Source organism: Gemmobacter caeruleus, assembly GCF_008271655.1.
GTDB lineage: Bacteria > Pseudomonadota > Alphaproteobacteria > Rhodobacterales > Rhodobacteraceae > Gemmobacter > Gemmobacter caeruleus.
This window is the reverse complement of record NZ_VKKX01000011.1, coordinates 12,725-38,970: the sequence shown is the minus strand read 5'-3', so window position 1 is coordinate 38,970 and position 26,246 is coordinate 12,725. Positions and strand designations below refer to the sequence as shown.

Annotated in this window: 23 protein-coding genes; 10 read left to right on the top strand and 13 right to left on the bottom strand. The window is 66.9% G+C overall.

Annotation, left to right across the window (positions count from 1 at the left end; translation table 11 throughout):
* Genes FOA17_RS02535 through bcoG form a run of 3 tightly spaced genes read right to left on the bottom strand, consistent with a single transcriptional unit; the run spans nt 1 to nt 2,753 of the window.
* Nucleotides 1-1,458, bottom strand: coding sequence for a carnitine 3-dehydrogenase (locus FOA17_RS02535; protein ID WP_149140614.1), 1,458 nt, complete (start codon nt 1,456-1,458; stop codon nt 1-3).
* A 48-nt stretch (nt 1,459-1,506) separates the two neighbouring features.
* Nucleotides 1,507-1,830 carry a hypothetical protein gene (locus tag FOA17_RS02530; protein WP_149139915.1) on the bottom strand — a complete coding sequence of 108 codons (324 nt, stop codon included), beginning with the start codon at nt 1,828-1,830 and terminating at the stop codon, nt 1,507-1,509.
* 8 nt (nt 1,831-1,838) lie between these two features.
* Entirely contained in the window at nt 1,839-2,753 is a 915-nt protein-coding gene (gene bcoG, locus FOA17_RS02525) for a 3-dehydrocarnitine:acetyl-CoA trimethylamine transferase BcoG (protein ID WP_149139914.1), read from the bottom strand.
* Nucleotides 2,754-2,822: 69 nt separating this feature from the next.
* Between bcoG and FOA17_RS02520 the strand changes: the two genes are divergently transcribed.
* Entirely contained in the window at nt 2,823-3,794 is a 972-nt protein-coding gene (locus tag FOA17_RS02520) for a GlxA family transcriptional regulator (RefSeq protein ID WP_149139913.1), read from the top strand.
* A gap of 60 nt (nt 3,795-3,854) precedes the next feature.
* Here the strand turns inward: FOA17_RS02520 and FOA17_RS02515 are convergent, their stop codons facing one another.
* The 10 genes from FOA17_RS02515 to FOA17_RS02470 form a co-directional block, all read right to left on the bottom strand.
* Nucleotides 3,855-5,873, bottom strand: coding sequence for a M3 family metallopeptidase (locus FOA17_RS02515; protein WP_149139912.1), 2,019 nt, complete (start codon nt 5,871-5,873; stop codon nt 3,855-3,857).
* Nucleotides 5,874-5,974: 101 nt separating this feature from the next.
* A complete protein-coding gene (locus FOA17_RS02510; protein WP_149139911.1) occupies nt 5,975-6,757 on the bottom strand; it encodes an amino acid ABC transporter permease in 783 nt (260 codons plus the stop codon).
* A 9-nt stretch (nt 6,758-6,766) separates the two neighbouring features.
* A complete protein-coding gene (locus FOA17_RS02505) occupies nt 6,767-7,555 on the bottom strand; it encodes a transporter substrate-binding domain-containing protein (protein WP_149139910.1) in 789 nt (262 codons plus the stop codon).
* 13 nt (nt 7,556-7,568) lie between these two features.
* The gene (locus tag FOA17_RS02500) at nt 7,569-10,115 is read right to left on the bottom strand and encodes an AMP-binding protein (protein ID WP_149139909.1); all 2,547 of its coding nucleotides are present in this window, start codon (nt 10,113-10,115) and stop codon (nt 7,569-7,571) included.
* 76 nt (nt 10,116-10,191) lie between these two features.
* Entirely contained in the window at nt 10,192-11,223 is a 1,032-nt protein-coding gene (locus tag FOA17_RS02495; RefSeq protein WP_149139908.1) for a HesA/MoeB/ThiF family protein, read from the bottom strand.
* Entirely contained in the window at nt 11,223-11,690 is a 468-nt protein-coding gene (gene dut / locus FOA17_RS02490) for a dUTP diphosphatase (protein ID WP_149139907.1), read from the bottom strand. Before dut ends, FOA17_RS02495 begins: the two co-directional genes overlap by 1 nt.
* Nucleotides 11,691-11,755: 65 nt before the next feature.
* A complete protein-coding gene (locus FOA17_RS02485; protein WP_149139906.1) occupies nt 11,756-12,361 on the bottom strand; it encodes a nucleoside/nucleotide kinase family protein in 606 nt (201 codons plus the stop codon).
* Nucleotides 12,358-13,152, bottom strand: coding sequence for an ATP-binding cassette domain-containing protein (locus FOA17_RS02480; RefSeq protein ID WP_203232256.1), 795 nt, complete (start codon nt 13,150-13,152; stop codon nt 12,358-12,360). The genes FOA17_RS02485 and FOA17_RS02480 overlap by 4 nt, the downstream gene beginning before the upstream one ends.
* Nucleotides 13,149-14,222: an ABC transporter permease gene (locus FOA17_RS02475; RefSeq protein WP_149139904.1), complete on the bottom strand. Its 1,074-nt coding sequence runs from the start codon at nt 14,220-14,222 to the stop codon at nt 13,149-13,151. The genes FOA17_RS02480 and FOA17_RS02475 overlap by 4 nt, the downstream gene beginning before the upstream one ends.
* Nucleotides 14,223-14,344: 122 nt before the next feature.
* Nucleotides 14,345-15,367: a sugar ABC transporter substrate-binding protein gene (locus FOA17_RS02470; RefSeq protein WP_149139903.1), complete on the bottom strand. Its 1,023-nt coding sequence runs from the start codon at nt 15,365-15,367 to the stop codon at nt 14,345-14,347.
* A gap of 183 nt (nt 15,368-15,550) precedes the next feature.
* On the opposite strand from FOA17_RS02470, the gene FOA17_RS02465 reads away from it, so the two are divergent.
* The 9 genes from FOA17_RS02465 (at nt 15,551) to polA (ending at nt 26,236) form a co-directional block, all read left to right on the top strand.
* Nucleotides 15,551-16,054, top strand: a complete 504-nt coding sequence (locus tag FOA17_RS02465) for an RbsD/FucU family protein (protein WP_238991705.1) — start codon at nt 15,551-15,553, stop codon at nt 16,052-16,054.
* Nucleotides 16,055-16,108: 54 nt separating this feature from the next.
* Entirely contained in the window at nt 16,109-17,341 is a 1,233-nt protein-coding gene (locus FOA17_RS02460) for an ROK family transcriptional regulator (RefSeq protein ID WP_420841673.1), read from the top strand.
* Between the two features lie 164 nt (nt 17,342-17,505).
* Nucleotides 17,506-20,361, top strand: coding sequence for a monovalent cation/H+ antiporter subunit A (locus tag FOA17_RS02455; RefSeq protein WP_149139902.1), 2,856 nt, complete (start codon nt 17,506-17,508; stop codon nt 20,359-20,361).
* Nucleotides 20,361-20,696, top strand: a complete 336-nt coding sequence (locus FOA17_RS02450) for a Na+/H+ antiporter subunit C (RefSeq protein ID WP_149139901.1) — start codon at nt 20,361-20,363, stop codon at nt 20,694-20,696. The genes FOA17_RS02455 and FOA17_RS02450 overlap by 1 nt, the downstream gene beginning before the upstream one ends.
* Complete coding sequence (locus FOA17_RS02445) at nt 20,696-22,204, top strand: monovalent cation/H+ antiporter subunit D (protein ID WP_149140611.1); 1,509 nt, start codon at nt 20,696-20,698, stop codon at nt 22,202-22,204. Before FOA17_RS02450 ends, FOA17_RS02445 begins: the two co-directional genes overlap by 1 nt.
* A complete protein-coding gene (locus tag FOA17_RS02440) occupies nt 22,204-22,695 on the top strand; it encodes a Na+/H+ antiporter subunit E (protein ID WP_149139900.1) in 492 nt (163 codons plus the stop codon). Before FOA17_RS02445 ends, FOA17_RS02440 begins: the two co-directional genes overlap by 1 nt.
* Nucleotides 22,692-22,961, top strand: coding sequence for a K+/H+ antiporter subunit F (locus FOA17_RS02435; protein WP_149139899.1), 270 nt, complete (start codon nt 22,692-22,694; stop codon nt 22,959-22,961). The genes FOA17_RS02440 and FOA17_RS02435 overlap by 4 nt, the downstream gene beginning before the upstream one ends.
* A 4-nt stretch (nt 22,962-22,965) precedes the next feature.
* A complete protein-coding gene (locus tag FOA17_RS02430; RefSeq protein ID WP_149139898.1) occupies nt 22,966-23,364 on the top strand; it encodes a Na+/H+ antiporter subunit G in 399 nt (132 codons plus the stop codon).
* A gap of 61 nt (nt 23,365-23,425) precedes the next feature.
* On the top strand, nt 23,426-26,236 hold the full coding sequence (gene polA / locus FOA17_RS02425; protein ID WP_149139897.1) for a DNA polymerase I: 2,811 nt from the start codon (nt 23,426-23,428) through the stop codon (nt 26,234-26,236).
* The last annotated feature ends 10 nt before the right edge of the window (nt 26,237-26,246 follow it).

The window sequence follows — 26,246 nt, the reverse complement described above, 5'->3', positions numbered from 1 at the left end:
CTACCCTTTCCGCTGGCCGGTGAAACGCCCGGCCGCCTCGGGGCGGGGCAGGGCCTGATGCGCCCGGGCAATCGGCATCAGTCGATCCAGCACCTGCGCGGCGGCGGGCACGCTGCGCCCGGCCTTCATATCCACATGCAACAGCATCTGTTCGATGGTTGCCACCGGCGCATCCCCCTTGAGGATGCGGATGAAGATGTGCAGGCGCTTTTCATCCGCCGCCAGAACCTGAAGCGTGCCGGTCAGCCGGTCGCCCAGCCTGGCCTCGCCCAGATGCATGATATGGCTCTCGGCGGTGTAATAGCTGAACCCGCTGGCGACATAATCCATGTCGGACCCGATCAGCCGCAGAAAGGCGTCCGAGGTTTCCGAGGCCGCGAACAGATAGCGGCTTTCGGTCATGTGGCCGTTATAGTCGATCCAGCCGGGCAGCACCTGCATCTGTGCCATGACCAGCGGCGCGCCTGTCGCCTCGGCCTCGCGAAACGCGGTGCGGCGGCGTTCGTCATGGTCGCGCAGCACGCGACCCGCGCCCCAGTTGCGATCCTTGAGCGCGCGCAGGAAGCCGATCAGGTTGCCGTCGCGGATCCGCTCCAGCTCGCGGATCGTATAGGCGCCCGATTGCGCGTCGGACTGGCCGGCGATCAGATCGACCAGTTCGTCGTTGAATTCCGGCACATCGGTCAGCTTGGTCCAGGGCCATTGCAGGCAGGGGCCGAACTGCGCCATGAAATGCTTCATGCCGGCCTCGCCGCCCGCCACGCGATAGGTCTCGAACAGGCCCATCTGGCCCCAGCGGAGGCCAAAGCCCATGCGGATCGCCTCGTCGATTTCCTCGGTGGTGGCGATGCCGTCCTTGACCAGCCAGAGCGCCTCGCGCCAGACGGCCTCAAGAAAGCGGTCGGCGATATGGGCGTCGATCTCCTTGCGGACATGAAGCGGGAACATCCCGATTTCGCGCAGGATTTCCTTGGCTTTTTCAATGGCCTCTGGCGGGTTGGCCGGGCTGGGCACCACCTCGGCCAGGGGCAGCAGATAGACCGGGTTGAACGGGTGGGCGACAAAGATCATCCCCGGATCAGGGGCGTTTTCCTGCAATTGCGACGGCTTGAAACCGCTGGTCGAAGACCCGATCAACACGCCCGGCGCGACCTGCTGGATCTGCGCGAACACGCGGTGCTTCAGGTCCAGCCGCTCGCTGACGCTTTCCTGGATATAGCTCGCGCCCTCCACCGCCTCGGTGACGGTGCCCGCGAAGGAAAGCCGCCCCTCGGCCGGCATCGGCACATCCGACAGCGCCGGAAGCGCCGCGCGGGCGTTTGCCAAAACCTCGCCGATCTTGCGTTCGGCCTGCGGGTCGGGGTCGAACACCGCCACATCCCAGCCATTGAGCAGGAACCGCGCGGCCCAGCCGCCGCCGATCACCCCGCCGCCGATGATTGCCGCCTTGCGCGCCATCGTCATTCCTTCCAGCATTTTCAATCGGTTGGGCACGATCCGCGCCGCTCAGTCAACACAGATGGACAGGTTCTGCCCGGTCTCGTCCAGAAAGGCGAAACAGCCGAATTGCGGCGCAACAGGTGAACAGGTCCGGCTGTCGGCCATGCAATGCCCGCTGCAATCGGTGGCCCGGGTGCAGGCCTTGCCCGCGTCGGATGTCGGGCGAAAGCAGACCTCGCCGGGCAAAATCCCGCCGCGACCCACCCGGCCGCCCGCCGCCAGACATTCGGCCCGCGCCGTGGCGCCCAGCTTTTGACCCGGCGGCCCGGCGGGCGCCTCGGGCTGGCAAGCCGCCAGCAGGATCAGCAGCGATAGCCAGACAGCACGCATCGCAGCCCTCACTTCGCCATCGGCGCCCGCTTTTCCAGCTTCAGTTTGGCGCGCACCTCGGCCGGGGTCAGCACCCGCGCCCCCAGATTGGAGATGATGCCGACCGCGCGCTCCACCAGTTGCGCATTGGTGGCCAGAACGCCCTTGTCGAGCCAGAGATTATCCTCCAGCCCCACCCGCACATTGCCGCCCGCCAGCACCGCCGCCGCCGCATAGGGCATCTGGTTGCGCCCGATGGAAAACGCGCTCCAGTGCCAGTGGGCCGGCACGTTGTTCACCATGGCCAGAAAGGTGTTCAGATCGTCGGGCGCCCCCCATGGCACGCCCATGCACAGTTGCACCAGCACCGGGTCGGGAATGATGCCTTCGGCCGCCAGTTGCTTGGCGAACCACAAATGGCCGGTGTCAAAGGCCTCGATCTCGATCCGCACACCGCTGGCCACCATGCGCGCCGCCATGTCGCGCAGCATGCCGGGGGTGTTGACCATCACATAATCGGCCTCGGCAAAGTTCATCGTGCCGCAATCGAGCGTGCAGATCTCCGGCCGGCATTCGACGACATGCGCCACCCGCTCCGCCGCCCCGGCCATGTCGCTGCGCGGCGACATGCGCGTCATCGCCTCGGTGCCGTCGAACAGGAGATCGCCGCCCATCCCGGCGGTCAGGTTCAGCACGACATCGGTCGCGCTGTCACGGATCCGCTCGGTCACCTCGCGATAGAGCGCCGGGTCGCGGGCGGGCTTGCCGGTTTCGGGGTCGCGCACATGGCAATGCACCACCGCCGCGCCCGCCTTGGCCGCCGCGATGGCGCTTTCGGCGATCTGGGCCGGGCTGCGCGGCACATGCGGGCTTTTGTCCTGCGTGCCGCCCGATCCGGTCACGGCGCAGGTGATGAAAACTTCACGGTTCATGGCAAGGGGCATCGGCTTCTCCTGTCTTGGGGCCAGATTAGCGGGCTTGCGGCGCCTCGCTTTGCGATTTACGAAATAAACATGGCAAAAAGCGCAACGATCTTCGCCGCATCGCAGCAGGTTCTGACCCTCGCCCTGCTGGTCCTGCCGCAAGCCTCGATCCTTGAGGTGGCGGCCACACTCGACCCGCTGCGCGCCGCCAACCGCCATCTCGGGCGCGAGGCCTATCGCTGGCGCGTGGTCAGCCCGGATGGCGGGCCGGTGCCGCTGACCTGCGGGATCGAACTGCCCTCCTCCGGCCCGCTGGCGGCGGCCGAGGGCGCTGACGGGCTGATCGTGATCGCGGGCTATCGCCAGTCAGAGGTGGCGACCAAACCGCTTTTGCGCGATCTGCGGCGCCTTGCCCCCAGGTTTCGCGCCCTGGGCGGCATCGACGCCGGCGGCTGGGTGCTGGCCCGGGCGGGGCTGCTCGCCGGTCAGCGCGCCACCGTGCATTGGGAGGATCTGGAGGATTTTGCCACCCATCACCCGGAAATCGACGTGGTCCCCGATCGCTTTGCCCTGTCGGATCGCTTTTTCACCGCCGGCGGCGCGGCCCCGGCAACCGATCTGATGCTGCACCTGATCCGCAGCCGCCAGGGCGCGGCGCTGGCGCATCAGGTGGCGGCCAGTTTCGTGACCACCCCGCGCCCGGCGGCCGAACCGCAGATCACCGCGCGCCGCCCCGACCCCCGGCTGGATCCGCGCCTCGCCCAGGCCATCGCCCGGATGGAGGCGCGGCTGGATGCGCCCGAAACCGCCGCGCAGATCGCCGCCGCCCTTCATCTGTCGCCCCGGCGGCTGGAGCAGTTGTTCCGCGCGGAACTCGGCCTCAGCCCTGCGGCGCACGCCCTTGGCCTGCGCCTGCAAGCCGCGCGGCGCCTGCTGACCGATACCAGGCACCCGCTGGCCGAAATAGCGCTGCGCACCGGGTTTTCCAGCGCCGCCACCCTGACCCGCGCCTTCACCCGCCGCTTCGGCGCCCCGCCCAGCACCCTGCGCAAGACCCGCTGACGCCCCTCGGCCTCAGCGGGTCTTGCTCCTTGTCCAAATACTCAGGAACCTTTGCCGCTCTCAGGCCGCGTCCAGAAGTCCGCGCCCCTTGAGCAAGGCTTCCACCCCCGGCATGCGGCCCCGGAATTCCAGATACAGGTCTTCGGGCGGGCGCGATCCGCCGGCCGACAGGATGAACCGCTCCAGCCGTGCCGCCGTTTCGGGGTCAAAGGCATCGCCGGTTTCCTCGAACGCCGCAAAGGCATCGGCATCCATCACCTCGGACCACATGTAGCTGTAATAGCCCGAGGAATAGCCGTCGCCCGAAAACACATGCGCGAAATGCGGGGTGGCGTGGCGCATGCGGATTGCGTGGGGCATCCCCAGTTCCGCCAGAACCTCGGCCTGTTTCTGCATCGGATCGGCGGGCGCCGCGCCCTCGTGAAACGCCAGATCGACCATGGCCGAGGCCACGAATTCCACCGTGGCAAAGCCCTGATCGTAGGTGCCGGCATCCAGCAAGCGCCGCAACATATCTGCCGGCATCGCCTCGCCGGTCTGCCAATGCTTCGCATGGGCCTCCAGCACCTCGGGCACCTCCAGCCAGTGTTCGTAAAGCTGGCTCGGCAGTTCCACGAAATCGCGCGCCACGCTGGTGCCGCTGATGAACCCATAGGTCACATCCGACAGCATCTGATGCAGGGCATGGCCGAATTCATGGAACAGCGTGCGCGCATCGTCATAGGACAGCAGCGCCGGGTCGCCCTTGGCGAAGTTGCAGATATTCACCACGATCGGCCGCACATCGCGCCCCAGTCGCTTCTGGCTGCGCATCGCCGAACACCAGGCGCCCGAGCGTTTCGACCCGCGCGCGAAATAATCGCCGATGAACACCGCGATGTGCTGGCCCTGGCGCGTCACCTCCCAGGCGCGGGCATCGGGGTGATACATCGGCACGTCCAGCGCCCGAAATTCCAGCCCGAACAGGCGGTTGGCACAATCGAAACAGGCCGCGATCATCGCCTCCAGCCCCAGATAGGGCTTGAGCGCCGCCTCATCCAGGTCATGCTCGGCCTTGCGGCGCTTTTCGGAATAGTAACGCCAGTCCCAGGGCTCCAGCGGGCCGGCGATGCCATCGGCATGCAGCATCGCCTCCAGCACCTTGGCATCCGCTTCGGCCTTGGCGCGCGCGGGCGCCCAGACCCGCAGCAGCAGGTCACGCACCGCCGCCGGGGTCTTGGCCATTTCCGGTTCCAGCTTGAAATCGGCAAAGCTCGCATAGCCCAGCAGATGCGCCCGCTCCTCGCGCAGTTTCAGGATTTCCGCCGCGATGGCGCGGTTGTCATGATCATTGCCATTGGCGCCGCGCGCCACCCAGGCCTCATAGGCCTTTTCGCGCAAGGCCCGGCGCGGCGAGAATTGCAGGAACGGCACGATGAGCGAGCGGCTGGTGGTGATGACCGGCCCAACCACCCCCTTTTCCGCCCCAGCCGCCCGCGCGGCGGCAATGGCGAAATCGGGCAGACCTTCCAGATCTTCCTCGGCCAGTTCCATGAACCAGGTGCGTTCCTCGGCCAGAATGTTCTGGCTGAACTCGGTGCCCAGCACGGCCAGCCGCGATTTGACCGCCGTCAGCCGCTCGGCCTCCGCGCCCTCCAGCAGCGCGCCCGAGCGCACGAACATCTGGCGGTAAAGCTCCAGCACCCGGGCCTGTTCGGCCGTGAGGCCCAAGCTTTCACGGCCCTGCCACAGCGCCTCGATCTTGGCAAACAGCGCCTTGTTATTGGTGATTTCCGAAGAAAACGCGCTCATCTTCGGCGCCAGATCGCGCATCAGCGCCTCGCGCGCGTCGGTGCTGTCGGCGCCGGCAAGGTTGTAGAACACCCCCGCCACCCGGTCGAGCGTGGCCTCTGCCTGCTCCAACGCCTCGATCACATTGGCAAAGCTCGGGATCTCGGCGCTGTCGGCAATCGCGGCCACCGCCGCCCGCGCCTCGGCCAGCCCCGCGTCAAAGGCGGGCGCGAAATCGGCATCGCGGATCGCGTCGAAAGGCGGCAGTTCAAACGGGCCCTCCCAGGGCGCCAGCAGCGGATTGGTCATCGGCAAATCTCCTTTGCGGCAAAGCCTAGCAGCCGCATCCGCAAGGTCCAGCCCCCCTTGTTCTTTTCCAGAATATCCGGGGGGGGGCGCGACCCCGCCGCCTAGCGCCGCTCTGGCCCGCGCAGATGCCGCTCCAGCCGCCGCAGCGCCAGCGAGGCGCCCACCGTCAGCGTCAGATAGATCAGCGCCGCCATGTTATAGGTCTCGAAATAGCGGAAATTCCCGGCCGCCGTCACCTTGGCCAGTTGCGTGACATCGGCCACCCCCAGCACGCTGACCAGCGAGCTGTCCTTGACCATGGCCACGAAATCATTGCCCAGCGGCGGCAGGATGGTGCGGATCGCCTGCGGAAACACGATCAGGCGAAAGCGCAGCCAGCGCGACAGGCCCAGGGCCTCGGCCGCCTCGATCTGCCCGCGATCGACTGAGGCGATGCCGGCGCGAAACACCTCGGCCAGAAAGGCGGAATAGGCGATGCTCAGCGCAATGACCGCCCGCCACAACAGGCTGACATCGCGCGCCCTGACCTCGGGCAGGCCAGTCGCGTTCCACAGCCAGACCGCCGCCGGGGTGGCGGCGAAGGCGACATAGAGCAGCAGCACGATGATCGGCACGCCGCGCACGATTTCCACATACAGCCGCACCGCCTGGCGGATGACGATGAACCGCGACCCCGCGCCGATGGCCAGCGCCAGCCCCAGAAACGCGGCGGCGGTAAAGGCGACCGCCGTCACCATCAGGGTGATCCCCACCCCCTTGGCCAGCTTTTGCAGGATCTGCGCATAGATCGGGCTGGCCCAGACCTCGTAGAACAGCCAAAGGCCCGCCGCGCCCAGCACGACGAGCCACCAGGGAAAATCCTCATCCGGGGTCTTGGCGGCCATCAGGGGCGCTTATTGCCCCATCTTGTAGTCAAGGAACCACCGCTTATCGAGCGCGGCCAGCGTGCCGTCCCCCTTCATCGCGGCGATGGCGGCATTGACCGGCGCCACCAGATCCGACCCTTTGGGGAAGATGAAGCCGAAATCCTCGGCCCCCAGCTTTTCACCCACGATCTTCAACCCGCCCTCGGAGGCGGCGACATAGCCCTGCCCGCTGGTCCCGTCGGTCAGCACCAGATCGACATCGCCGGCCTTCAGCGCCTCGACCCCGGCGCCAAAGGTTTCAAACATCTTGATGCGCGGATTGGCCTCGTTGCCGTCCAGCACCTCATAGACCCCGACATAGAAGGGCGTCGTGCCGGGCTGGGCGGCCATCAACAGGTCTTCGCTGGCGGCAAAGGATTTGGCATCGCTAAAGCGCGCCTCGTCGCCGCGCACCATCATCACCATTTCCGACCGCATATAGGGGTCAGAGAAATCGACCTGTTCCTTGCGGTCGTCGCGGATGGTGATGCCGGTCATGCCGATATCATATTGACCGCCCGACACGGCGGGGATCATCGCATCCCAACTGGTGTTCTCGTATTTCACCACCATGTTCAGGCGTTTGGCGATCTCGGCCATGGCATCGTATTCCCAGCCGACGGCCTTGCCCCCGGCGTCGATGAACTGAAGCGGCGGATAGGCGTTTTCGGTCACGACGACGACTTCGCGCCCGGCCAGATCGGGCAGGCCCTCGGCCAGGGCCATCGGGGCGGAACAGGCGAAGGCAAGCCCGGCAAGGGCGGCGGTCAGCTTCATCTTTGGCTCCCTGTCACAGAGTTGTGGCGGGACTATGACGCCCGGCCCGCGTGCTGGCAAGCCTTGCCCCCAGCCGACGCAACCCGCGCTGCCCCGCCGCGACGGCAAGGCCAAGCGCCACGCCCCCGAGGATGGCGATCAGATCGACCGGCCAGCCGCCATGGCGCCAGTCGATCCCCGGCGCGAGATGCGGCAAGATCACCTCGGGCACCCAGCGATGCGTCAGGTAGACGAAGAACGCCCCCTGTGCCAGCCAGACCGCCCCGCGCCCCAGACCGGCGGGCAGTCGCAGCACCGGCGCCCAGATCAGCAGCAGCGCCGCCGCGCCCAGGGCGCCGTATTTCAGCCAGGCGCCCCACCAGAGCCCGCCCGCCGCCACCGCCACCAGCATGGCGGCCAGGCTCAGCGCGCTGACAACCGCGCGCTCTGCCCGGGTGGTGGCGGTCGCGATGCACCAGCCAAGCGCGCAAAGCCAGAACACCCAGGGCAGCGCAAAGATCTGCCGCCCGCCCAGGTTCATCAGCGGCGGCGCGGCCAGCCGCAGCGCCTCGGTCGCGGCAAGGAAGACGAGGCCTAGCGCAAAGGGCCGCGCCGCCGCCATGCGCCGCGTGGCGGGCAGGCAGAACACCGCGGCGATGACCAGCATCATCTGGGTCCATGCCTCGACGAACCAATAGAGATAGGGCAGCATCAAGCCGGTCTCGGGCACGGTCAGCGCGAAATTCCCGATCAGCAGCACCGAAACCCAGGGCACCTGCCCGCTGGCCAGCGCATAGACCGCGATCACCGCGTAATAGGCGCCCAGAACCTGCGCCGCCGGGCGGAACACCCGGCGCCAGTCGCCCGCCACCAGTGCGGCCCGGCCAAACCGGCCCAGACTATAGCCCATCAGCAGCACCGTCGCCGCCGCGCCGCCCCAGACCGGCCAGCCGGTCTGGTGCTGCACCACCACCGCCAGAATGGCCAGCGCGCGCAAGACCACGTCGCTGCCCAGCCCCGCCCGGACCGGCGCCGCCGTCCCCGGCGCGGCCAGCGACAAGAGCGGCAGCCTCTCCCACCCCTGTGGGACACGGCCCAGATGCTGTTCCAGCGCCAGCAGCACCTCGACATGGCGCAGGCTGTCGCCACCCAACCCCTCGAACGTGTCCTGCGGGCCAAGGGGGTGCGGGTGAAAGATGTCGCGAAGCGCCTGAATCAGACCCTGATCCGGCGGGACGGCGCGGTCGCGCAAGGCGGCATAATCGGTCTTGCCATTGCGCAGGCGCGGCAGGGCCGGCAGCGCCACACAGCGCAGATGCCGCCGCCCCAGCCCCGAGGCAGACCGGGCCAGAGCCTCGACCTCTGGCCCCGCCTCGTGCCAGACCGTCACGCCCCGGTCATCGCCGGTCACGGCGGCGCTGATCCCCTTGGCCGCCAGCGCTGCCTCCAGCGCGTCATGACCCAGCCGCACCCCGCCAATCTTGGAAAACCGCGCCTTGCGGCCCCGGATATACCACAGCCCCGCCGCATCGCGCGCCGCCAGATCGCCGGTCGCTAGCTCGGCCAGTTCGGCGCCGCGCGCCAGATCGGCGGCATTCTCGGCATAGCCCATCATCACATTGGGGCCACGATAGACCAGCTCGCCCACCTCGCCCGCGGTGGTGATCTCGTGCCCGCGGGCATCGCGCAGGCTGAAGGCGCCACCGGCTACCGGCCGCCCGATCGCATCAGGATGCGCCAGGGCCAGATCGGGGGGCAGCACCGCCATGCGCGCCACCGCCTCGGTCTGGCCATACATCACCGCGAAATCGCCGCCTGTGGCCGCCTGACGCGCGGCCCAGCGGCGCACCTCTGCCGGCTCCATCCGGCCGCCCGCCACGGTCATCAGCCGCAGGGGCGGCAGGTCGCCCCCCTGATCAAGCAGGCGATAGCTGTGCGGCACGCCGGAAAAAACGGTGCACCCGGCGGCGCGCATCGCGGCGGCAAAGCCCGGCGCGCGCACGCTGTCAGGGTGCAGCCAGACCGACCCGCCAATGGCAAGCTGGCTGTTCAGCACCGAAAGCCCATAGGAATAATGCAGCGGCAGCACCAGCGCCGCCCGATCCTCGGGGCGCAGGTCCAGCGCGGTGGCGATCTGCGCCGCATTGGCCTGCAAGGCCGCGCCCGACAACCGCACCCCCTTGCCCGCCCCGGTGCTGCCCGAAGTCAGCATCAGCGCCGCGAGATCCGGGTGCGGTCGGGCCTCGGGCGCGGCACCCGCGCGCAGTTCCCAGCCCCCCGGCCCGCGCGCATAAACGCACTGCGCGCCAAAGCGCCGCTCGGCCTGCGCCATGGCGGCCGGATCATCGGCCGGCAGCAGCGCCACCGCATGCCCGGCGCGCAGGGCGCCCAGCCAGGCGGCCACCATCTCCGGCTCCGACGCGGCCTCAAGCGCCATCAGGATCTTGCCCGCCGGCAGGCGCGCGGCAAAGGCATCGGCCCGCGCGGCCAGTTCGGCATAGCTCAGCACGGCGCCATCGACCCCGCACAAGGCCGGACGCGGGCCGTATTGTTCCAGGCTGCGCGCGAAGGTGGGAATCATGAGATGGGTTGCATGGTAGGGACGGGATTGCGAGCGCGCCTACGCTTTCCGACGAAAACAGTCAAGAAAATTGCAGCTACGCGCCACCGCCGCAGACCGGACAGGCGGCGCGCCGCCGAAGGGTGATCACCCGCGTCTCGGTATGCAGCGCGTCATGGATCATCAGCCGCCCCGCCAGGGTCTCACCCGCGCCGGTCAGATGTTTCACCGCCTCCATCGCCATCATGGCACCGATGATGCCGGGCAAGGGCGCGGCCACGCCGGCCTCGGCACAGGCGGGCACCATGCCGGGCGCCGGGCGGTCGGGAAAGACGCAGGCATAGCAGGGCGTCCCCGCCGCCGGATGGAACAGCGACACCTGCCCCTCCCATTGCGTCAGGGCGCCCGAAACCAGCGGCTTGCCCAGCCGGGCCGCCACGGCGTTCACCAGATAGCGCGTGTCGAAATTGTCGGTGCCGTCCAGCACCAGATCATGCGCGGCAATCAGCGCCTCGGCGCTGTCGGCCTCCAGCCGGACCGGATGCGGGGTCACGGTGATGAACGGGTTGAGGCCGCGCATCGCCTCGGCGGCGGAATGCACCTTCATCGCACCGATCGACTGGTCGCGATGGATGACCTGGCGTTGCAGGTTGGAACTTTCCACCCGGTCGCCATCGACCACGCCGATATGACCGACGCCCGCCGCCGCCAGATAGAGGCAGGCCGGGCTGCCCAGCCCGCCGGCGCCGATCACCAGCACCCGTGCCGATTTCAGCCTAGCCTGCCCCGGCCCGCCGATCTCACGCAAGAGGATATGCCGGGCGTAGCGGTTCAGCTCCGCCTCGCGGAAGGGGCCGGTTTGTGCAGCCGGCATCGGCACGGCGCGGGCGCGCAGGGCGCGCAGCCCCATGCGATAGGCCAGCACCAGCGCCGCGATGCCGCCCAGCACCAGCCAGGGCCGCACATCGCCGCCAAGCGCCTGCCTTAAGCCCCCCTCGGGCAGCACCAGCAGCGACAGCACCACCAGCGACCAGAGCGCGACGCTCAGCCCCAGCCGCAGCCGGAAGGACAGCGCAAAGACCCAGCCAAAGATCCAGATCGCGGCAAAGCCCGCCAGAACGGCCAGCATCAGCGCTTGCCGGTAGAGCCAAAGCCGCCGCTGCCGCGCGCGGTCTCGGACAGGTGTTCCACCACGGCAAAGCGCACCTGCACCACCGGGGCCACGATCATCTGCGCGATCCGGTCGCCATGCTGGACGGTATAGGGCTCGGCCCCCAGATTGATCAGCGCCACGCCCAGCGGGCCGCGATAATCACTGTCGATGGTGCCGGGGGTATTGGGCAGGGTGATGCCATGCTTCAGCGCCAGCCCCGACCGGGGGCGCACCTGCATCTCGTATCCGGCCGGGATCTCCACCCGGATGCCGGTCGGCACGATCCGCCGCTCCATCGGGGCCAGGGTGACCCCGCTCGCACGGTCGGGTTCGGGCAGGTTGGCGCGCAGGTCGGCCCCTGCCGCGCCGGGCGTTTCATAGCTGGGCAGCGGCAGGGCGCGATCGGCCCAGTCTTCCCACAGAACCCGCAATTCCGGTGTCATGGTGCCCCCTTTCCGCTTGTCCCTTCATGCGGCGACAGGCGACCGATGGCAAGGGGCGCACGCGGTCAGTGGCGGATCACGATCTCGGCCGGGCCGCTGTCCCGCAGCACGCGGCGGGCATTGGGAATGTCGTTCGACAGCGCCTTGTCGCGGGCCTGATCGGGGGCGAAGCCGTGATCCAGCCAGCGGCGGATCAACCGGCGTTCCAGTTCGGCCTCGGGCACGTCAAGCGCCACGGTCAGGTCATAGACCGCCCGCCCGTCCCGCCAGGGCGCGGCATCGAGCAGCAGGTAATTGCCCTCGACCACCAGAAGGCGATCCTCGGCGCGGACCACATCGCCGCCCGCGCGGGCAAGATCCAGGTGGCGGTCAAAGACCGGGATCGCCACCTCTGCCTCGTGTCGCAGACGGTGGAGCAGATGCACGAACCCCGCCGCGTCGAAACTTTCGGGGCATCCCTTGCGCGCCAGAATCCCGCGCGCGGCCAGCACCGGATTGTCCAGGTGGAACCCGTCCATCGGCACGACCCGCGCGCCCGGCCCAAGCGCCGCGACCACCGCCGCGGCGAGGGTGGATTTGCCCGCGCCCGGCGGGCCGGCAAGGGCGGTGATGAACCGCCCCTGCCCCGCAGCCCTCCGGCGGATTTCCTCTGCCAGGGCCTCGGGTGTCATGCGTCTTCCGTCACGCCTTCGGGCAGCTTGGCCCCGGTCATGAAGGCCACCGCGTCGGACATCGAATAATCGCCCGGCTTGATGACACAAAGCCGCTTGCCCAGCCGGTGAATGTGGATGCGGTCGGCGACCTCGAACACATGCGGCATGTTGTGGCTGATCAGGATGATCGGGATCCCGCGCGACCGCACATCGCGGATCAGTTCCAGCACGCGGCGGCTTTCCTTGACGCCAAGCGCCGCCGTCGGCTCGTCCAGGATCACCACCTTGGACCCGAAGGCCGCCGCCCGCGCCACCGCCACGCCCTGCCGCTGCCCGCCCGAAAGCGTCTCGACCGGCTGGTTGATGTTCTGGATCGTCATCAGGCCCAGCTCGTTCAGCTTTTCCCGCGCGAATTTCTCCATCGCGGGGCGGTCAAGCTGGCGGAACAGGCTGCCCATGACCCCGGGCTTGCGCAATTCGCGGCCCATGAACATGTTGTCGGCGATCGACAGGGCGGGCGACATGGCCAGCGTCTGATAGACGCATTCGATGCCATAGGCGCGCGCCTCCAGCGGGCTGCCGAAATGCACCGGCTTGCCCTCCAGCGTGATCTCGCCCTCATCCGGTTGCACGGCCCCCGACAGCGCCTTGATGAGCGAGGATTTGCCGGCGCCATTGTCGCCGATCACCGCCAGGATCTCGCCCGGATAGAGATCGAAATCACAATGGTCGAGTGCGGTGACCTTGCCATAGCGCTTGACCAGACCGCGGCCCTTGAGGATGGGTTCCCCCGAATACTGAACGGTCATGCCGATGCCTTTCTGATCCATTGATCCACCGCCACGGCGAGGATGATGAGCAGGCCGATGAGGAAGAAGGTCCATTGCGGGTCGGTGCCGACCATCTTGAGGCCCATTTCAAAGACGCCCACGATCAGCGCGCCAAAGAACATCCCCACGATGGAACCGCGCCCGCCGAACAGGCTGATCCCGCCGATCACCACCGCGGTGATGGACTGGATATTGCCCAGTTGCCCGGTCGAGGCCGTCGGCGAGACCGAGCCGAAGCGGCCGATCATCACCCAGCCCGCGATGGCGCAGAACAGGCCGGCCAGCGCATAGACCTGGATCAGGATGCGTTTGGTCTGCACCCCCGCCAGTTCCGCCGCATCGGGATCGTCGCCCACGGCATAGACGTGGCGGCCCCAGGCGGTCTGGCGCAGCACATAGGCCATGATCGCCACCAGCGCGACCATGAGGAACACCGCATACAGCACCTTGACCCCGCCCGGCTGGATGGCGTTGCCCCAGAATTGCAGCGCCGGCGCCTGGGCGGCGATGTCGGAGGACCGGATGGTTTCGTTCGCCGAAAAGATGAAGTTCGAGGCCAGCAGGATCTGCCAGGTGCCCAGCGTCACGATGAAGGGGGGCAATTTGACCTTGGCCACCAGCCAGCCATTGATAAAGCCCATGGCCGTGCCCAGCCCCAGCCCGATCAGGATCGAGAGCGGCGCCGGAATGCCATAGCGAAAGGTCATCTGCCCCATCAGCACCGACGAGAAGACCGCGATCGCGCCCACCGACAGGTCGATCCCCGCGGTCAGCACCACGATCGACTGCGCACAGCCGATGATGCCCACGATGGCGATCTGTTGCAGGATGGTCGAAAGCGTGGTCGCCTTGAAGAAGTTGGGCGACAGCAGACCAAAGATGATCAGCGCCACGACCAGCACGATCATCGGCACGGCCGAAGGCGTCTGGTGCAGCCAGTGTTGCAGGCGCTTCAGCGCGCCCTTGTCTTCATGAAATTCGGCGACCTTTTCAGAGGCGCCCTTAAGCCCCTCTTCGAAACTGGTCGCGGCCTTGGTGTCAGATGCCATGGTCACATTCCCCCGATCTCGGCAGGCACCGCGCATGCTGGCACTGCCGCTTGTGACAAGGGCGGCGCGATGGCCGCCCTTGATGCAGGATTTGTCAGTTTGGTTCCGCAATCAAGCGCGGATCAGCCCCAGCACAGTTCGGTGCCCTTGGCGGTGTCGATCGACTCCACCCCGGCGGCCGGCTTGTCGGTGATCAGCGCGACGCCGGTGTCGAAGAAGGCCTTGCCTTCGGTCGGGGCCGGCTTGGTGCCGTCCTTGGCGTAGGCGGCGATCGCCTCGATGCCCTTCGACGCCATCAGCAGCGGATATTGCTGCGAGGTGGCACCGATCACGCCGTCCTTCACATTGGCAACGCCCGGGCAGCCGCCATCGACCGACACGATCAGCACGTCCTTTTCGCGGCCCACGGCCTTGAGCGCCTCAAAGGCACCGGCGGCCGACGGTTCGTTGATCGTGTAGACCAGATTGATCTCGGGATCCTTGGCCAGCAGGGTTTCCATTGCCTTCAGGCCGCCTTCCTCGTTGCCCGAGGTGACTTCGTTGCCGACGATGCGCGGATCGGTCTCGTCGCCCCATTTGTTCGGGTCGGCCAGATCGACGCCAAAGCCCTGGAGGAAGCCCTGGTCGCGCATCACATCGACCGAGGGCTGCGAAATGGCAAGGTCAAGCAGCGCGATCTTGGCATTGGCCGCCGCGTCGCCCATCGTGGCCTTGGCCCATTGGCCGATCAGCAGACCCGCCTGGAAGTTGTCGGTGGCAAAGGTCGCGTCGGCGGCGTCGATCGGATCCAGCGGGGTATCCAGTGCGATCACCAGCAGGCCGGCATCGCGGGCGGCCTTGACCGAATCGACGATGGCCTTGGTGTCCGACGCGGTCAGCAGGATGCCCTTGGCGCCATCGGCGATGCAGGCCTCGATCGCGGCCACTTGCGATTCATGGTCGCCGTCGATCTTGCCGGCATAGGATTTCAGCGTGACACCCAGTTCGGCCGCCTTGGCCTCGGCACCTTCCTTCATCTTGACGAAGAAGGGGTTGGTGTCGGTCTTGGTGATCAGGCAGGCCGAAACGCCCTCCGCCATCGCCGGAGCCGCCGAAAGCAGCGCAAGACCAGCCACGCCCACCAGGGCTTTCGCTTTCAGTTTCATGTGTTCCTCCCAAGGAAACCGGGGCCATCGCCCCTGTGTCGCTGTTGTGTCGCAAAGCAACCGCGCCGCCTCTCCCGTCGCGATTGACGATACAGAAACCCGATTCCCGGCCTCACGTCAAGATAAATAAATCAGTCTGAATTATTATTGACAGACTCGCCGACGCGCCGCAATCTGACCGCCATGTTTTCGCGGATCGCCCGAATAATGGGCGGCACCCCCTTCCTGAAAGGCAAGATCATGCTGATCGGCATCCCGCCGCTGCTTGGCCCCGAATTTCTCTTTGCCCTGCGCGCGATGGGGCATGGCGACGAAATCGCGCTGGTCGATGGCAACTACCCTGCCCAGGCCCATGCCCGGCGGCTGATCCGCGCCGATGGCCATGGCGTCATCGCGGTGCTGGAGGCCGTGCTGGCCGTGCTGCCGCTGGATGAGGACGTGCCCGCCCCGGTGATGCGCGCCAGCCTGAACAACGATCCGGCACAGCGCGGCCCGTTCCATGACCGGATCGACGCGCTCTGTGCCGCGCGCGGCATCGGGGTGCGGCCGCTGGCGGGGGCCGATCTCTATCCGCGCATTCAGGCCGCCCATACCATCGTGGCGACCAGCGAGATGGCGCTGTTTGGCAATCTGGTGTTGCGCAAGGGTGTCATCCGGGGCGAAAGCCCCGGCGCCCCTCCGGGCTGAGCTTGCCGCGACAGCCGCAAAACGCCAAGGCAGGCAGAGGAAGGGGAGGAAACCTTGCGCAGTGCCGAAGACAGTCTGGACCGTTCCGTCGCCGAAACCGGCGCCGCGCTGGCCGCGCGCGGATCGAACCAGTCCGGCATGCGCGCCCATAACGAACGCCTTGTCCTGACTTTGGTGCGGCAGCACGGCGCGCTGGCCAAATCCGATATCGCACGGATGACCGGGCTTTCGGCGCAGACCGTTTCGGTCATCATGCGGGCACTGGAACAGGACGGGCTGCTGACCAAGGGCGAACCGCAGCGCGGCCGCATCGGCCAACCCTCGGTGCCGATGTCGCTGGCCGCCGATGGCGCGTTCTTTCTGGGGCTCAAGATCGGGCGGCGCTCGGTCGATCTGAGCCTGGTGGATTTCACCGGCGCGATGCGCGCGACGCGGCGGCAGGTCTATCGCTACCCCACGCCCGACGCGGTGCTGGCCTTTGTATCCGACGCCCTGCCTGCCCTGACCGCCACCCTGCCCCCCGCCCTGCGCGACCGCATCGCCGGCATGGGCGTGGCGATGCCGTTTCAGCTGTGGAACTGGGTGCAGTATATCGGTGCCCCCCAGGCCGAGATGGACGCCTGGCGCACACGCGACATTCAGACAGAACTTTCGGCCATCGCCGGCATGCCGGTCACCGTGCAGAACGACGCCACCGCCGCCTGCGGGGCGGAACTGGTCTTCGGCACCGGCGAAAAGCCCAAGGATTTCCTGTATTTCTACTGCGGCACCTTCATCGGGGGCGGGCTGGTGCTGAATGGCCAGCTGTTCACCGGCCGCACGGGCAATGCCGCGGGCGTGGGGCCGATGCCGGTGCCCGGCCCGGACGGGCAGATGCGGCGCCTGATCAGCATCGCCTCGCTGGCGACGCTGGCCGATGCGATGGATGCGGCGGGCGAACCCTCGGACGGGCTATGGGAAACCCCGACCCGCTGGCAGGCAAGCGAGGCCGTGCTGGAACGCTGGATGACCGATGCGGCCAACGGGCTGGCCGCCGCCATCCTCTCGGCCAGTTCGCTGCTGGAACTGGGCGCGGTGCTGATCGACGGCTGGATGCCGGTCGAAATGCGCGCCCGCTTGACCGCGCATGTGATCGAGGCGTTCCACAAGCTCGACCTCGCCGGCATCGACGCCCCGCTGATCCGCGAGGGCACGATCGGCGCCGAGGCGCGCAGCCTGGGCGCGGCGGCGGTGCCGCTGGCGCAGCGCTTTCTGCTGGAACAAGGCTCGGTCCTGACCGCGGGTTAGCGCAAACGCTGCCATATCCGCCGGGGGCGCGGCCTGTAACCGCTTGACAGGCCGAGCAGTCTTGACCCACGAAGGGAAGGCCCCATATGGGACCAGACCGCCCCGACCAGCAGATCGCCGCCCCGCCCCGGAAGCCGGCCATAACACACGGATAAGCCCCCGGTATGTCCCCTGCCCTGATCGCCGCGCTGCCCTTTCTCGGCGCCCTACTTCCCGGCTTGCTGATCCGGGTCAGCCGCACCGCCTGCGCCACCGTGACCGGATCGGTCACCCTGCTGGCCCTGATCGGACTGGGCCTGCACATCCCCGCCGTGCTGCGCGGCGAGGTGATCACCGCGCGGTTCGACTGGCTGCCGATGCTGGGCCTGAACGCGACCTTTTTCCTCGACGGGCTGGGCCTGCTGTTCGCCGGGCTGATCCTGGGGATCGGGCTTCTCATCATCCTCTATGCCCGGTTCTACCTGTCGGACCGCGATCCGATGGGACAGTTCTACACCTATCTGATGCTGTTTCAGGGCGCGATGGTGGGGATCGTGCTGTCGGACAACATCCTGCTGCTGCTGGTGTTCTGGGAACTGACCTCGCTGTCGTCCTTTCTGCTGATCGGCTACTGGAAACACCTGCCCGAGGGGCGCCAGGGCGCGCGCATGGCGCTGACCGTCACCGGGGGCGGCGGGCTGGCGATGATCGCGGGGATGCTGATCCTGGGTCAGATCGCCGGCAGCTTTGACCTGACGGTGATCCTGCAACACAAGGCCGAGATTCAGGCAAGCGATTGGTATCTGCCGGCGCTGATCCTGATCCTGCTGGGCGCCTTTACCAAATCGGCGCAGTTCCCGTTCCATTTCTGGCTGCCACATGCCATGGCCGCCCCCACCCCGGTTTCGGCCTATCTGCATTCGGCCACCATGGTGAAGGCCGGCATCTTTCTGATGGCGCGCATGTGGCCGGTGCTGGCGGGCACGCCGGAATGGTTCTGGATCGTGACCTCGGCGGGGCTGTTCACCATGGTCATGGCCGCCAAGATCGCCTTCTTCAAGGATGACCTCAAGGCGCTGCTGGCGTTTTCGACCGTCTCGCATCTGGGCCTGATCACCATGCTGCTGGGCTTTGGCACCAAGGCGGCGGCGACGGTGGCGGTGTTTCACATCATCAACCACGCCACCTTCAAGGCGGCGCTGTTCATGAGCGCGGGCATCGTCGATCACGAGGCCCATACCCGCGACATCAAGCGGCTGGGCGGGCTGCGGCACCTGATGCCGATCACCTTTACCATCGCCACGGTGGCGGGGCTTTCGATGGCGGGCATTCCGCCCTTCAACGGCTTTCTCTCCAAGGAAATGATGCTGGAAGAGGCCGCCCATACCGCCCCCTGGGTCATCCCGGCGCTGGCGGTGATCGGGGCGCTGTTCTCGGTCGCCTATTCGTTCCGGCTGGTGGCGCATACCTTCCTGGGGCCGGTGCGCGACGATTACCCGCACAAACCCCATGACCCCGGCTTCGGCATGTGGGCCTCGCCGGCGCTGCTGGCGGTGCTGGTCGTGCTGATCGGGCTGATGCCGATGACCTTTGCCGGCTGGCTGGTCGATGCCGCCGCCGGCGCGGTGACGGGCGACACCGTGCATGCCCATATCAAGCACTGGCACGGGCTGGAAAGCCCGGCGCTGTGGATGTCGCTTTTCGCCATTGGCGGCGGCCTTGTGCTGCTGGGCCTGCATGCCCCATTCGACCGCATCTGGCTGGCCTTCCCGCGCCCCGAGGCGAAACGCATCTTCGATACGGTGATCGAGGCTTTTGCGGCGCTGACCGCGCGGGTGAACCGCCGCCTGCATTCCGGCGCGCTTGGCCAATACCTTGCCGTCGCGACGCTGGCCATTCTGGCGGGCGGGGTCTGGGCCTTTCAGACCGGCACCCACAGCCCCGGCACCCGCAGCTTGCAAGAGATCGAGCCCGTGGCCGCCGCGGGCTGGTTCGCGCTGATGGTCGCCTCTTTCGGGGTGGCGCTGATGCACCGCCAGCGCCTGCTGACGCTGGTGCTGATCGGGGTGATCGGGCTGATCGTCTCGGTCGGTTTTGCCTATCTTTCGGCCCCCGATCTGGCACTGACCCAGATCTCGGTCGAGGTGGCGACGGTGATCCTGATGCTGCTGTCGCTGAACTTCCTGCCGAAATACACCCCCGCCGTCAGCTCCACCGCGCGCAAGACCCGCGACTGGATCATCGCCGGCGCCGGCGGGCTGGGGGTGGGCACGCTGATCTATGCGCTGATGTTGCGCGATTTCGCCTTTCCGACCATTGCCGATTATCACCTGGCCAATGCCAAGGCGCTGGGCGGCGGCACCAATGTGGTGAACGTGATCCTGGTGGACTTCCGCGGCTACGATACCTTTGGCGAGATCACCGTGCTGGGCATCGCCGCAACGCTGATCTTCGCGCTGACCGAAACCATCCTGCGGCCCGGCCCGGCCAATGACCGGCTGCGCAACTGGAAAAGTGATACGCCCGATGCGGGCGACCGCCACCCGCTGATGATGGTGGTCGCGACGCGGATGATGCTGCCGATCGCGCTCCTTGTCGGGATCTACATCTTCCTGCGCGGCCATAACGTGCCGGGCGGCGGCTTCATCGCCGGGCTGGTCGTGGCCATTGCGCTGGTCATGCAATACATGGCCTCGGGCTTTGGCTGGACCGCCGCGCGCCAGAAGATCGACTATCACGGCCTGATCGGCGCGGGCGTGCTGATCGCCGCGGCCACGGGGATCGGTTCCTGGTTTGCCGGGCGGCCCTTCATGACCTCGAATTACGGCTATTTCCACATCGGCCCGCTGGAGGAATTCGAGCTGGCCACCGCGGCCCTATTCGATCTGGGCGTCTTCCTGACCGTGCTGGGCGCGGTGATGCTGGCGCTGTCGTCGCTGACCCGGATCGCCGTGCGCGCGGGCCAGACCACCAATATCGAAGCCTTTGACATGCAAGACAAACTGGAACCTGGCCCTGGCGCCGAAGCGGAGGTCAAGTGATGGAGCTGCTTGTCGCCTCTGCCGTCGGCGTGATGACCACAGTCGGCCTTTATCTGATCCTGCGGCTGCGGGCCTTTCCGGTCATTGTCGGGCTGACCATGATTTCTTACGCCTGCAACGTCTTCATCTTTGCCTCAGGGCGGGTGGTGGCGGGGCTGCCGCCGATCCTGTCCAAGACGGCCACGGGCTATACCGACCCGATGCCGCAGGCGCTGGTGCTGACCGCGATCGTGATTTCCTTCGGCATGACCGCCGTGCTGGTCATGCTGGCGCTTGGCGCCTTTTTCGAGGCCGGCGATGACCGGGTGGACCTCGATGAGGAGGGCCGGGAATGATCGGTCACTGGATCATCGCGCCGGTGGTGCTGCCCGCCGTCATGGGCGCCTTCACCCTGCTGGTGCTGCGCAATACGCTGCCGGTGGCGCGGGTATTTTCCACCGCCGCGACCGCCCTTTTGCTGGCCATCGCGCTGCGCCTGCTCTGGGGGGCGACGCATGAGGGGCCAGAGGTCTATTTCTTGGGCAACTGGCCCGCGCCCTTTGGCATCGTGCTGGTGCTGGACCGGCTGTCGGCGCTGATGGTGGCGCTGACCGCGTTTCTGGCGCTGGTGGTGCAGCTTTACGCCATCGGCACCGGATGGGATACGCGCGGGCGGCATTTCCACGCGCTCTGGCAGTTTCAGCTGATGGGGGTGTGCGGCGCCTTTCTGACCGGCGACGCCTTCAACCTGTTCGTCTTCTTCGAGGTGCTGCTGATCGCCAGCTATGGCCTGATGATCCATGGCGGCGGCAAGGACCGGCTGAAGGCGGGCGTGCAATATGTGGCCTATAACCTGGTCGGATCGACCCTGTTCCTGTTCGGGCTGGCCACGATCTATTCCGTCACCGGCACGCTGAACATGGCCGATCTGGCGGCCAAGCTGCCCGGCCTGCCCGAGGGCGACGCCGCGCTGATCCGGCTGGCCGGGGTGATGTTGCTGATGGTCTTTGCCATCAAGGGCGCGCTGGTGCCGCTGCATGTCTGGCTGCCCGCGACCTATGCCCAGGCCCCCGGGCCGGTTTCGGCGCTGTTTGCGGTGATGACCAAGGTCGGCGCCTATGCGGTGATCCGCATCTATACGCTGGTCTTCCCGACCGACCTGCCGGCGACCGGCACGCTTTATGCCGATCTGCTGCTGCCGGCCGCGCTGGTGACCATGGCCGTGGGCGCCGTGGGGGTGATGGGTGCGCGCAAGGTGCAGGGGCTGGTGGCCTTTACCGCCGTCACCTCGATGGGCACGCTGTTTGCCGCCGTGGCGCAATTCACCCCCGGCGCCACCGCCGCCGCGCTGTATTATGCGCTGCATTCCACGCTGGCCGCCGCCGCGCTGTTCCTGATTGCCGATCTGGTCATGGCCCGGCGCATCGACGGCACCCTGACCGAGGCCCGCCCCGCCATCGCGCAACAGGGGCTGGTCGCGGGCCTGTTCATGGCCGGCGCCATCGCCGCCGCCGGGATGCCGCCGCTGTCGGGCTTTCTGGGCAAGCTGATGATCCTTGATGCCACGCGCGGCCTGGCTCAGCCGCTGATCTGGGCGACGATCCTGGGATCGTCCTTCGTCGTCATCATCGGCCTGTCGCGGGCAGGCTCGCTCCTGTTCTGGAAGTCGCATGCCGCGCAGGCGACGCCGGTGCCGCATCCGGCGCAGCCGCTGGCCTTTGTCGCCACCGGCGCGCTGATCGCGGGGCTGGTCGGGCTGACGCTGGCGGCCGGGCCGGTCAGCACCTGGCTGGCCGAGACGGCGGCCGAACTGCATGACCCCGCCGCCTATATCGCGGCGAACAAGCTGGGGGAGGAGCATTGATGCTGCGCAAACTGGTGCCTCATCCGGGTCTGACCCTGCTGCTGATCGTGACCTGGCTGATGCTGGTCAACGAATTCAAATGGGGCAGCCTGGTCTTTGCGGCGATCATGGGCATCATCCTGCCCATCCTGACCGCCCCCTACTGGCCCGACCGCCCGCTGATCCGCAACTGGCCAGCGGCGGTGGAATATGTGGGGATCGTGTTCTGGGACATCATCAAGTCCAACATCACCGTCGCGATGATCGTGCTGTTCCGCCCCGCGGCCAAGCTGAACCCCGCCTGGGTGACCGTGCCGCTGGACGTGACCTCGCCCGAGGCGATCACGGTGCTGGCCGGCACGATCACCATGACCCCCGGCACCGTCACCGCCGATCTGTCGGCCGATGGCAAGGCCCTGCTGGTGCATTGCCTTGATGCCACCGACCCCGACGCGGTGCGCGATGACATCAAGGCGCGCTACGAATCCCGGCTGAAAAGGATCTTCGCATGATCGAAATGGCCATGACATTCGCCTTTGCCTGTTTCGGGCTGGGCCTGCTGATCTGCCTGTGGCGGGTGATGTTCGCCCCCACCATCCCCGACCGCATCCTTGCGCTGGATACGATGGTGGTGAACATGATCGCGCTGATCGTGCTGTATGGCATGCACCACAAATCGGGCCTCTATTTCGAGGCGTCGATGCTGTTCGCGATGACCGGCTTTGTGTCCTCGGTGGCCTATGCCAAGTTCATCCTGCGCGGCGATATCATCGAGTAGGGCCATGATCGCAGACATCCTCATCTCCGTTCTTCTGGTCATCGGCGGCGTCTTCGGGCTGGTGGGTTCCTACGGGCTGGTGAAACTGCCCGACCTGATGACGCGGCTGCACGCCCCCACCAAGGCCAGCACGCTGGGCGTGGGCGGGGTGCTGCTGGCCTCCATGGGGTATGCGCTGGTCAATGGCGGGGTGAGCTGGCACGAATTGCTGATCACGCTGTTCCTGTTCCTGACCGCGCCGATCACCGCCAACTTCATCGCAAAGGCCTGGATGGCGCGCCATGTCACTGCCGCCGACCTGCCGCCGACGGGCGGCGAACGGACCTGGGCCACGCTGGACCTGAGCGACCTGCCGATGCAGCCGGAACTGACCCCGCCCCCGCCCCCCGGCCGCCCGACCTGAGCGGGTGGCACCCCGCGGCGCTTTCTGCCATATCTGGGCAAAACGCGCGAAGGGGGATGACATGAATTTCGGCAAGGGCTGCCATCTGCACCTGATCGACGGGTCGGCCTTCATCTTTCGCGCCTATCACGCGCTGCCGCCCTTGACCCGCAAGACCGATGGCCTGCCGATCGGCGCGGTGGCCGGGTTCTGCAACATGCTGTTCCGCTACATCGAGGGGAACAAGTCGGGCGACGCGCCGACCCATGTCGCGGTGATCTTCGATCATTCGTCGAAAACCTTTCGCAACGAGATCTTTCCGGCCTACAAGGCCAACCGCCCCGAACTGCCCGAGGATCTGCGCCCGCAATTCCCCCTGACGCGCGAGGCGACCCGCGCCTTCAACATCGCCTGTATCGAGACCGAGGGCTATGAGGCCGATGACATCATCGCCACCCTGTCCTGTCAGGCGCGCGATGCCGGCGGGCGGGTGACGATCATTTCCTCTGACAAGGATCTGATGCAGTTGATCGGCGATGGTGTCGTGATGTTTGATGCCATGAAGAACAAGACCATCGACCGCGACGAGGTATTCGAGAAATTCGGCGTCGCGCCCGACCGGGTGGTCGATGTGCAGTCGCTGGCGGGCGACAGTGTGGATAACGTGCCCGGCGCGCCGGGGATCGGCATCAAGACGGCGGCGCTGCTCATTCAGGAATATGGCGATCTGGAAACCCTGCTCGCCCGGGCCAGCGAGATCAAGCAACCGAAGCGCCGCGAGACTCTGGTGAATTTCGCCGACCAGATCCGGGTCTCCAAGGAGTTGGTCACGCTGAAATGCGACACTCCGCTGGATTTCACGCTGGAAAGCCTTGAGGTGCGCGAACCGGAACCCGAGACGTTGATGACCTTTCTCAACGCGATGGAGTTTCGCACCCTGACCAAACGCGTGGCCGACAAGCTTGACATCACGCCGCCGCCCGCCCCCACGGCCGCCCCGGCCGAAGACAGCCCTGCCCCCGTGGCGCTGCCCTTCGATCATGACGGTTATGAAAGCGTCACCACGCCCGAGGCGCTGGCCGATTGGATCGCCCGCATTCGCGCGGCGGGTCATGTGGCCTTTGACACCGAGACCACCAGCCTTGACGAAATGCGCGCCGATCTGGTGGGCCTGTCGCTGGCGGTAGAGGCGGGCCGAGCCTGTTACATCCCGGTCGGGCATCGTCAGGGTGGCGGCGACCTGTTCGCCAGCGACGCGCTGGTCGAAGGGCAATTGCCGCTCGACACCGTGCTGGCCGCGCTGAAGCCGGTGCTGGAGGATGCGGCCATCCTCAAGATCGGGCAGAACATCAAGTATGATTTCAAGATCATGGCGCGGCATGGCATCCGCATGGCCCCGATCGCGGACACCATGCTGCAAAGCTATGCGCTGCATGGCGGACTGCATAATCACGGCATGGACGAACTGTCGGACCGCTATCTGGGCCATAGCCCGATCCCGATCAAGACCCTGCTGGGCAGCGGCAAATCGGCCATCACCTTTGATCAGGTCGGCATCACGGACGCGGTGAAATACGCGGCCGAGGATGCGGATGTGACGCTGCGCCTGTGGCAGCGTTTCAGCCCGCAACTGCACCGCGCCCGCGTGACCACGGTGTATGAGACGCTGGAACGTCCGCTGGTGCCAGTGCTGGCCGATATGGAAATGGCCGGCGTCAAGGTGGATCGCGACGTGCTGGCGCGCATGTCCAATGCCTTCGCGCAAAAGCTGGTGCAGCTGGAGGAGGAAATCCACGACATCGCCGGCTCGAAGTTCAACGTGGGCAGCCCCAAGCAACTGGGCGAGATCCTGTTTGACCAGATGCAGGTGCCCGGCGGCGAAAAGGGCAAGACCGGCGCCTATGCCACCGGCGCCGATGTGCTGGAGGATGTGACCACGCTGGAAGACAGCCACCCGCAAGGGGCGCGGCTGGCGGCGCGGGTGCTGGACTGGCGGCAGATCGCCAAGCTGAAATCCACCTATACCGACACGCTGCAAGACCATATCCACCCCGAAACCGGGCGGGTGCATACCTCTTATTCCATCGCCGGGGCGAATACCGGGCGGCTCGCCTCGACCGATCCGAACCTGCAAAACATCCCCGTCCGCACCGAAGAAGGCCGTCGCATCCGCGAGGCTTTCGTGGCGCCCGAGGGCCGGGTGCTGGTCAGCCTCGATTACAGCCAGATCGAGCTGCGCATCCTCGCCCATATCGCCGACATCCCGGCGCTGAAACAGGCTTTCCGCGACGGGCTGGACATTCACGCCATGACCGCCTCCGAAATGTTCGGCGTGCCGGTCGAGGGGATGGACCCGATGGTGCGCCGGCAGGCCAAGGCGATCAATTTCGGCGTGATCTACGGCATTTCCGGCTTTGGTCTGGCGCGCAACCTGCGCATTCCCCGGGCCGAGGCGCAGGGCTTCATCGACCGCTACTTTGAACGTTTCCCCGGCATCCGCGCCTATATGGATGACACCGTGGCCTTCGCCAAGGCTAACGGATTTGTGCAGACCCTGTTCGGCCGCAAGATCCACACGCCCGAAATCAACGCCAAGGGCCCCGGCGCCGGCTTTGCCAAACGCGCCGCGATCAACGCGCCGATCCAGGGCACCGCGGCCGATGTAATCCGCCGCGCGATGATCCGCATGCCCGCGGCCATCGCGGGGATCGACGCAAAGATGCTGCTTCAGGTGCATGACGAATTGCTGTTCGAGGTGGCCGAGGATCAGGCCGACCGCCTGATTTCCACCGCCCGCGACGTGATGGAAGGCGCCAGCGAACCGGCTGTGAAACTGTCGGTTCACCTGCGGGCCGATGCCGGGCGCGGCGCCACTTGGGCGGCGGCGCATTGAGCCTGCCACT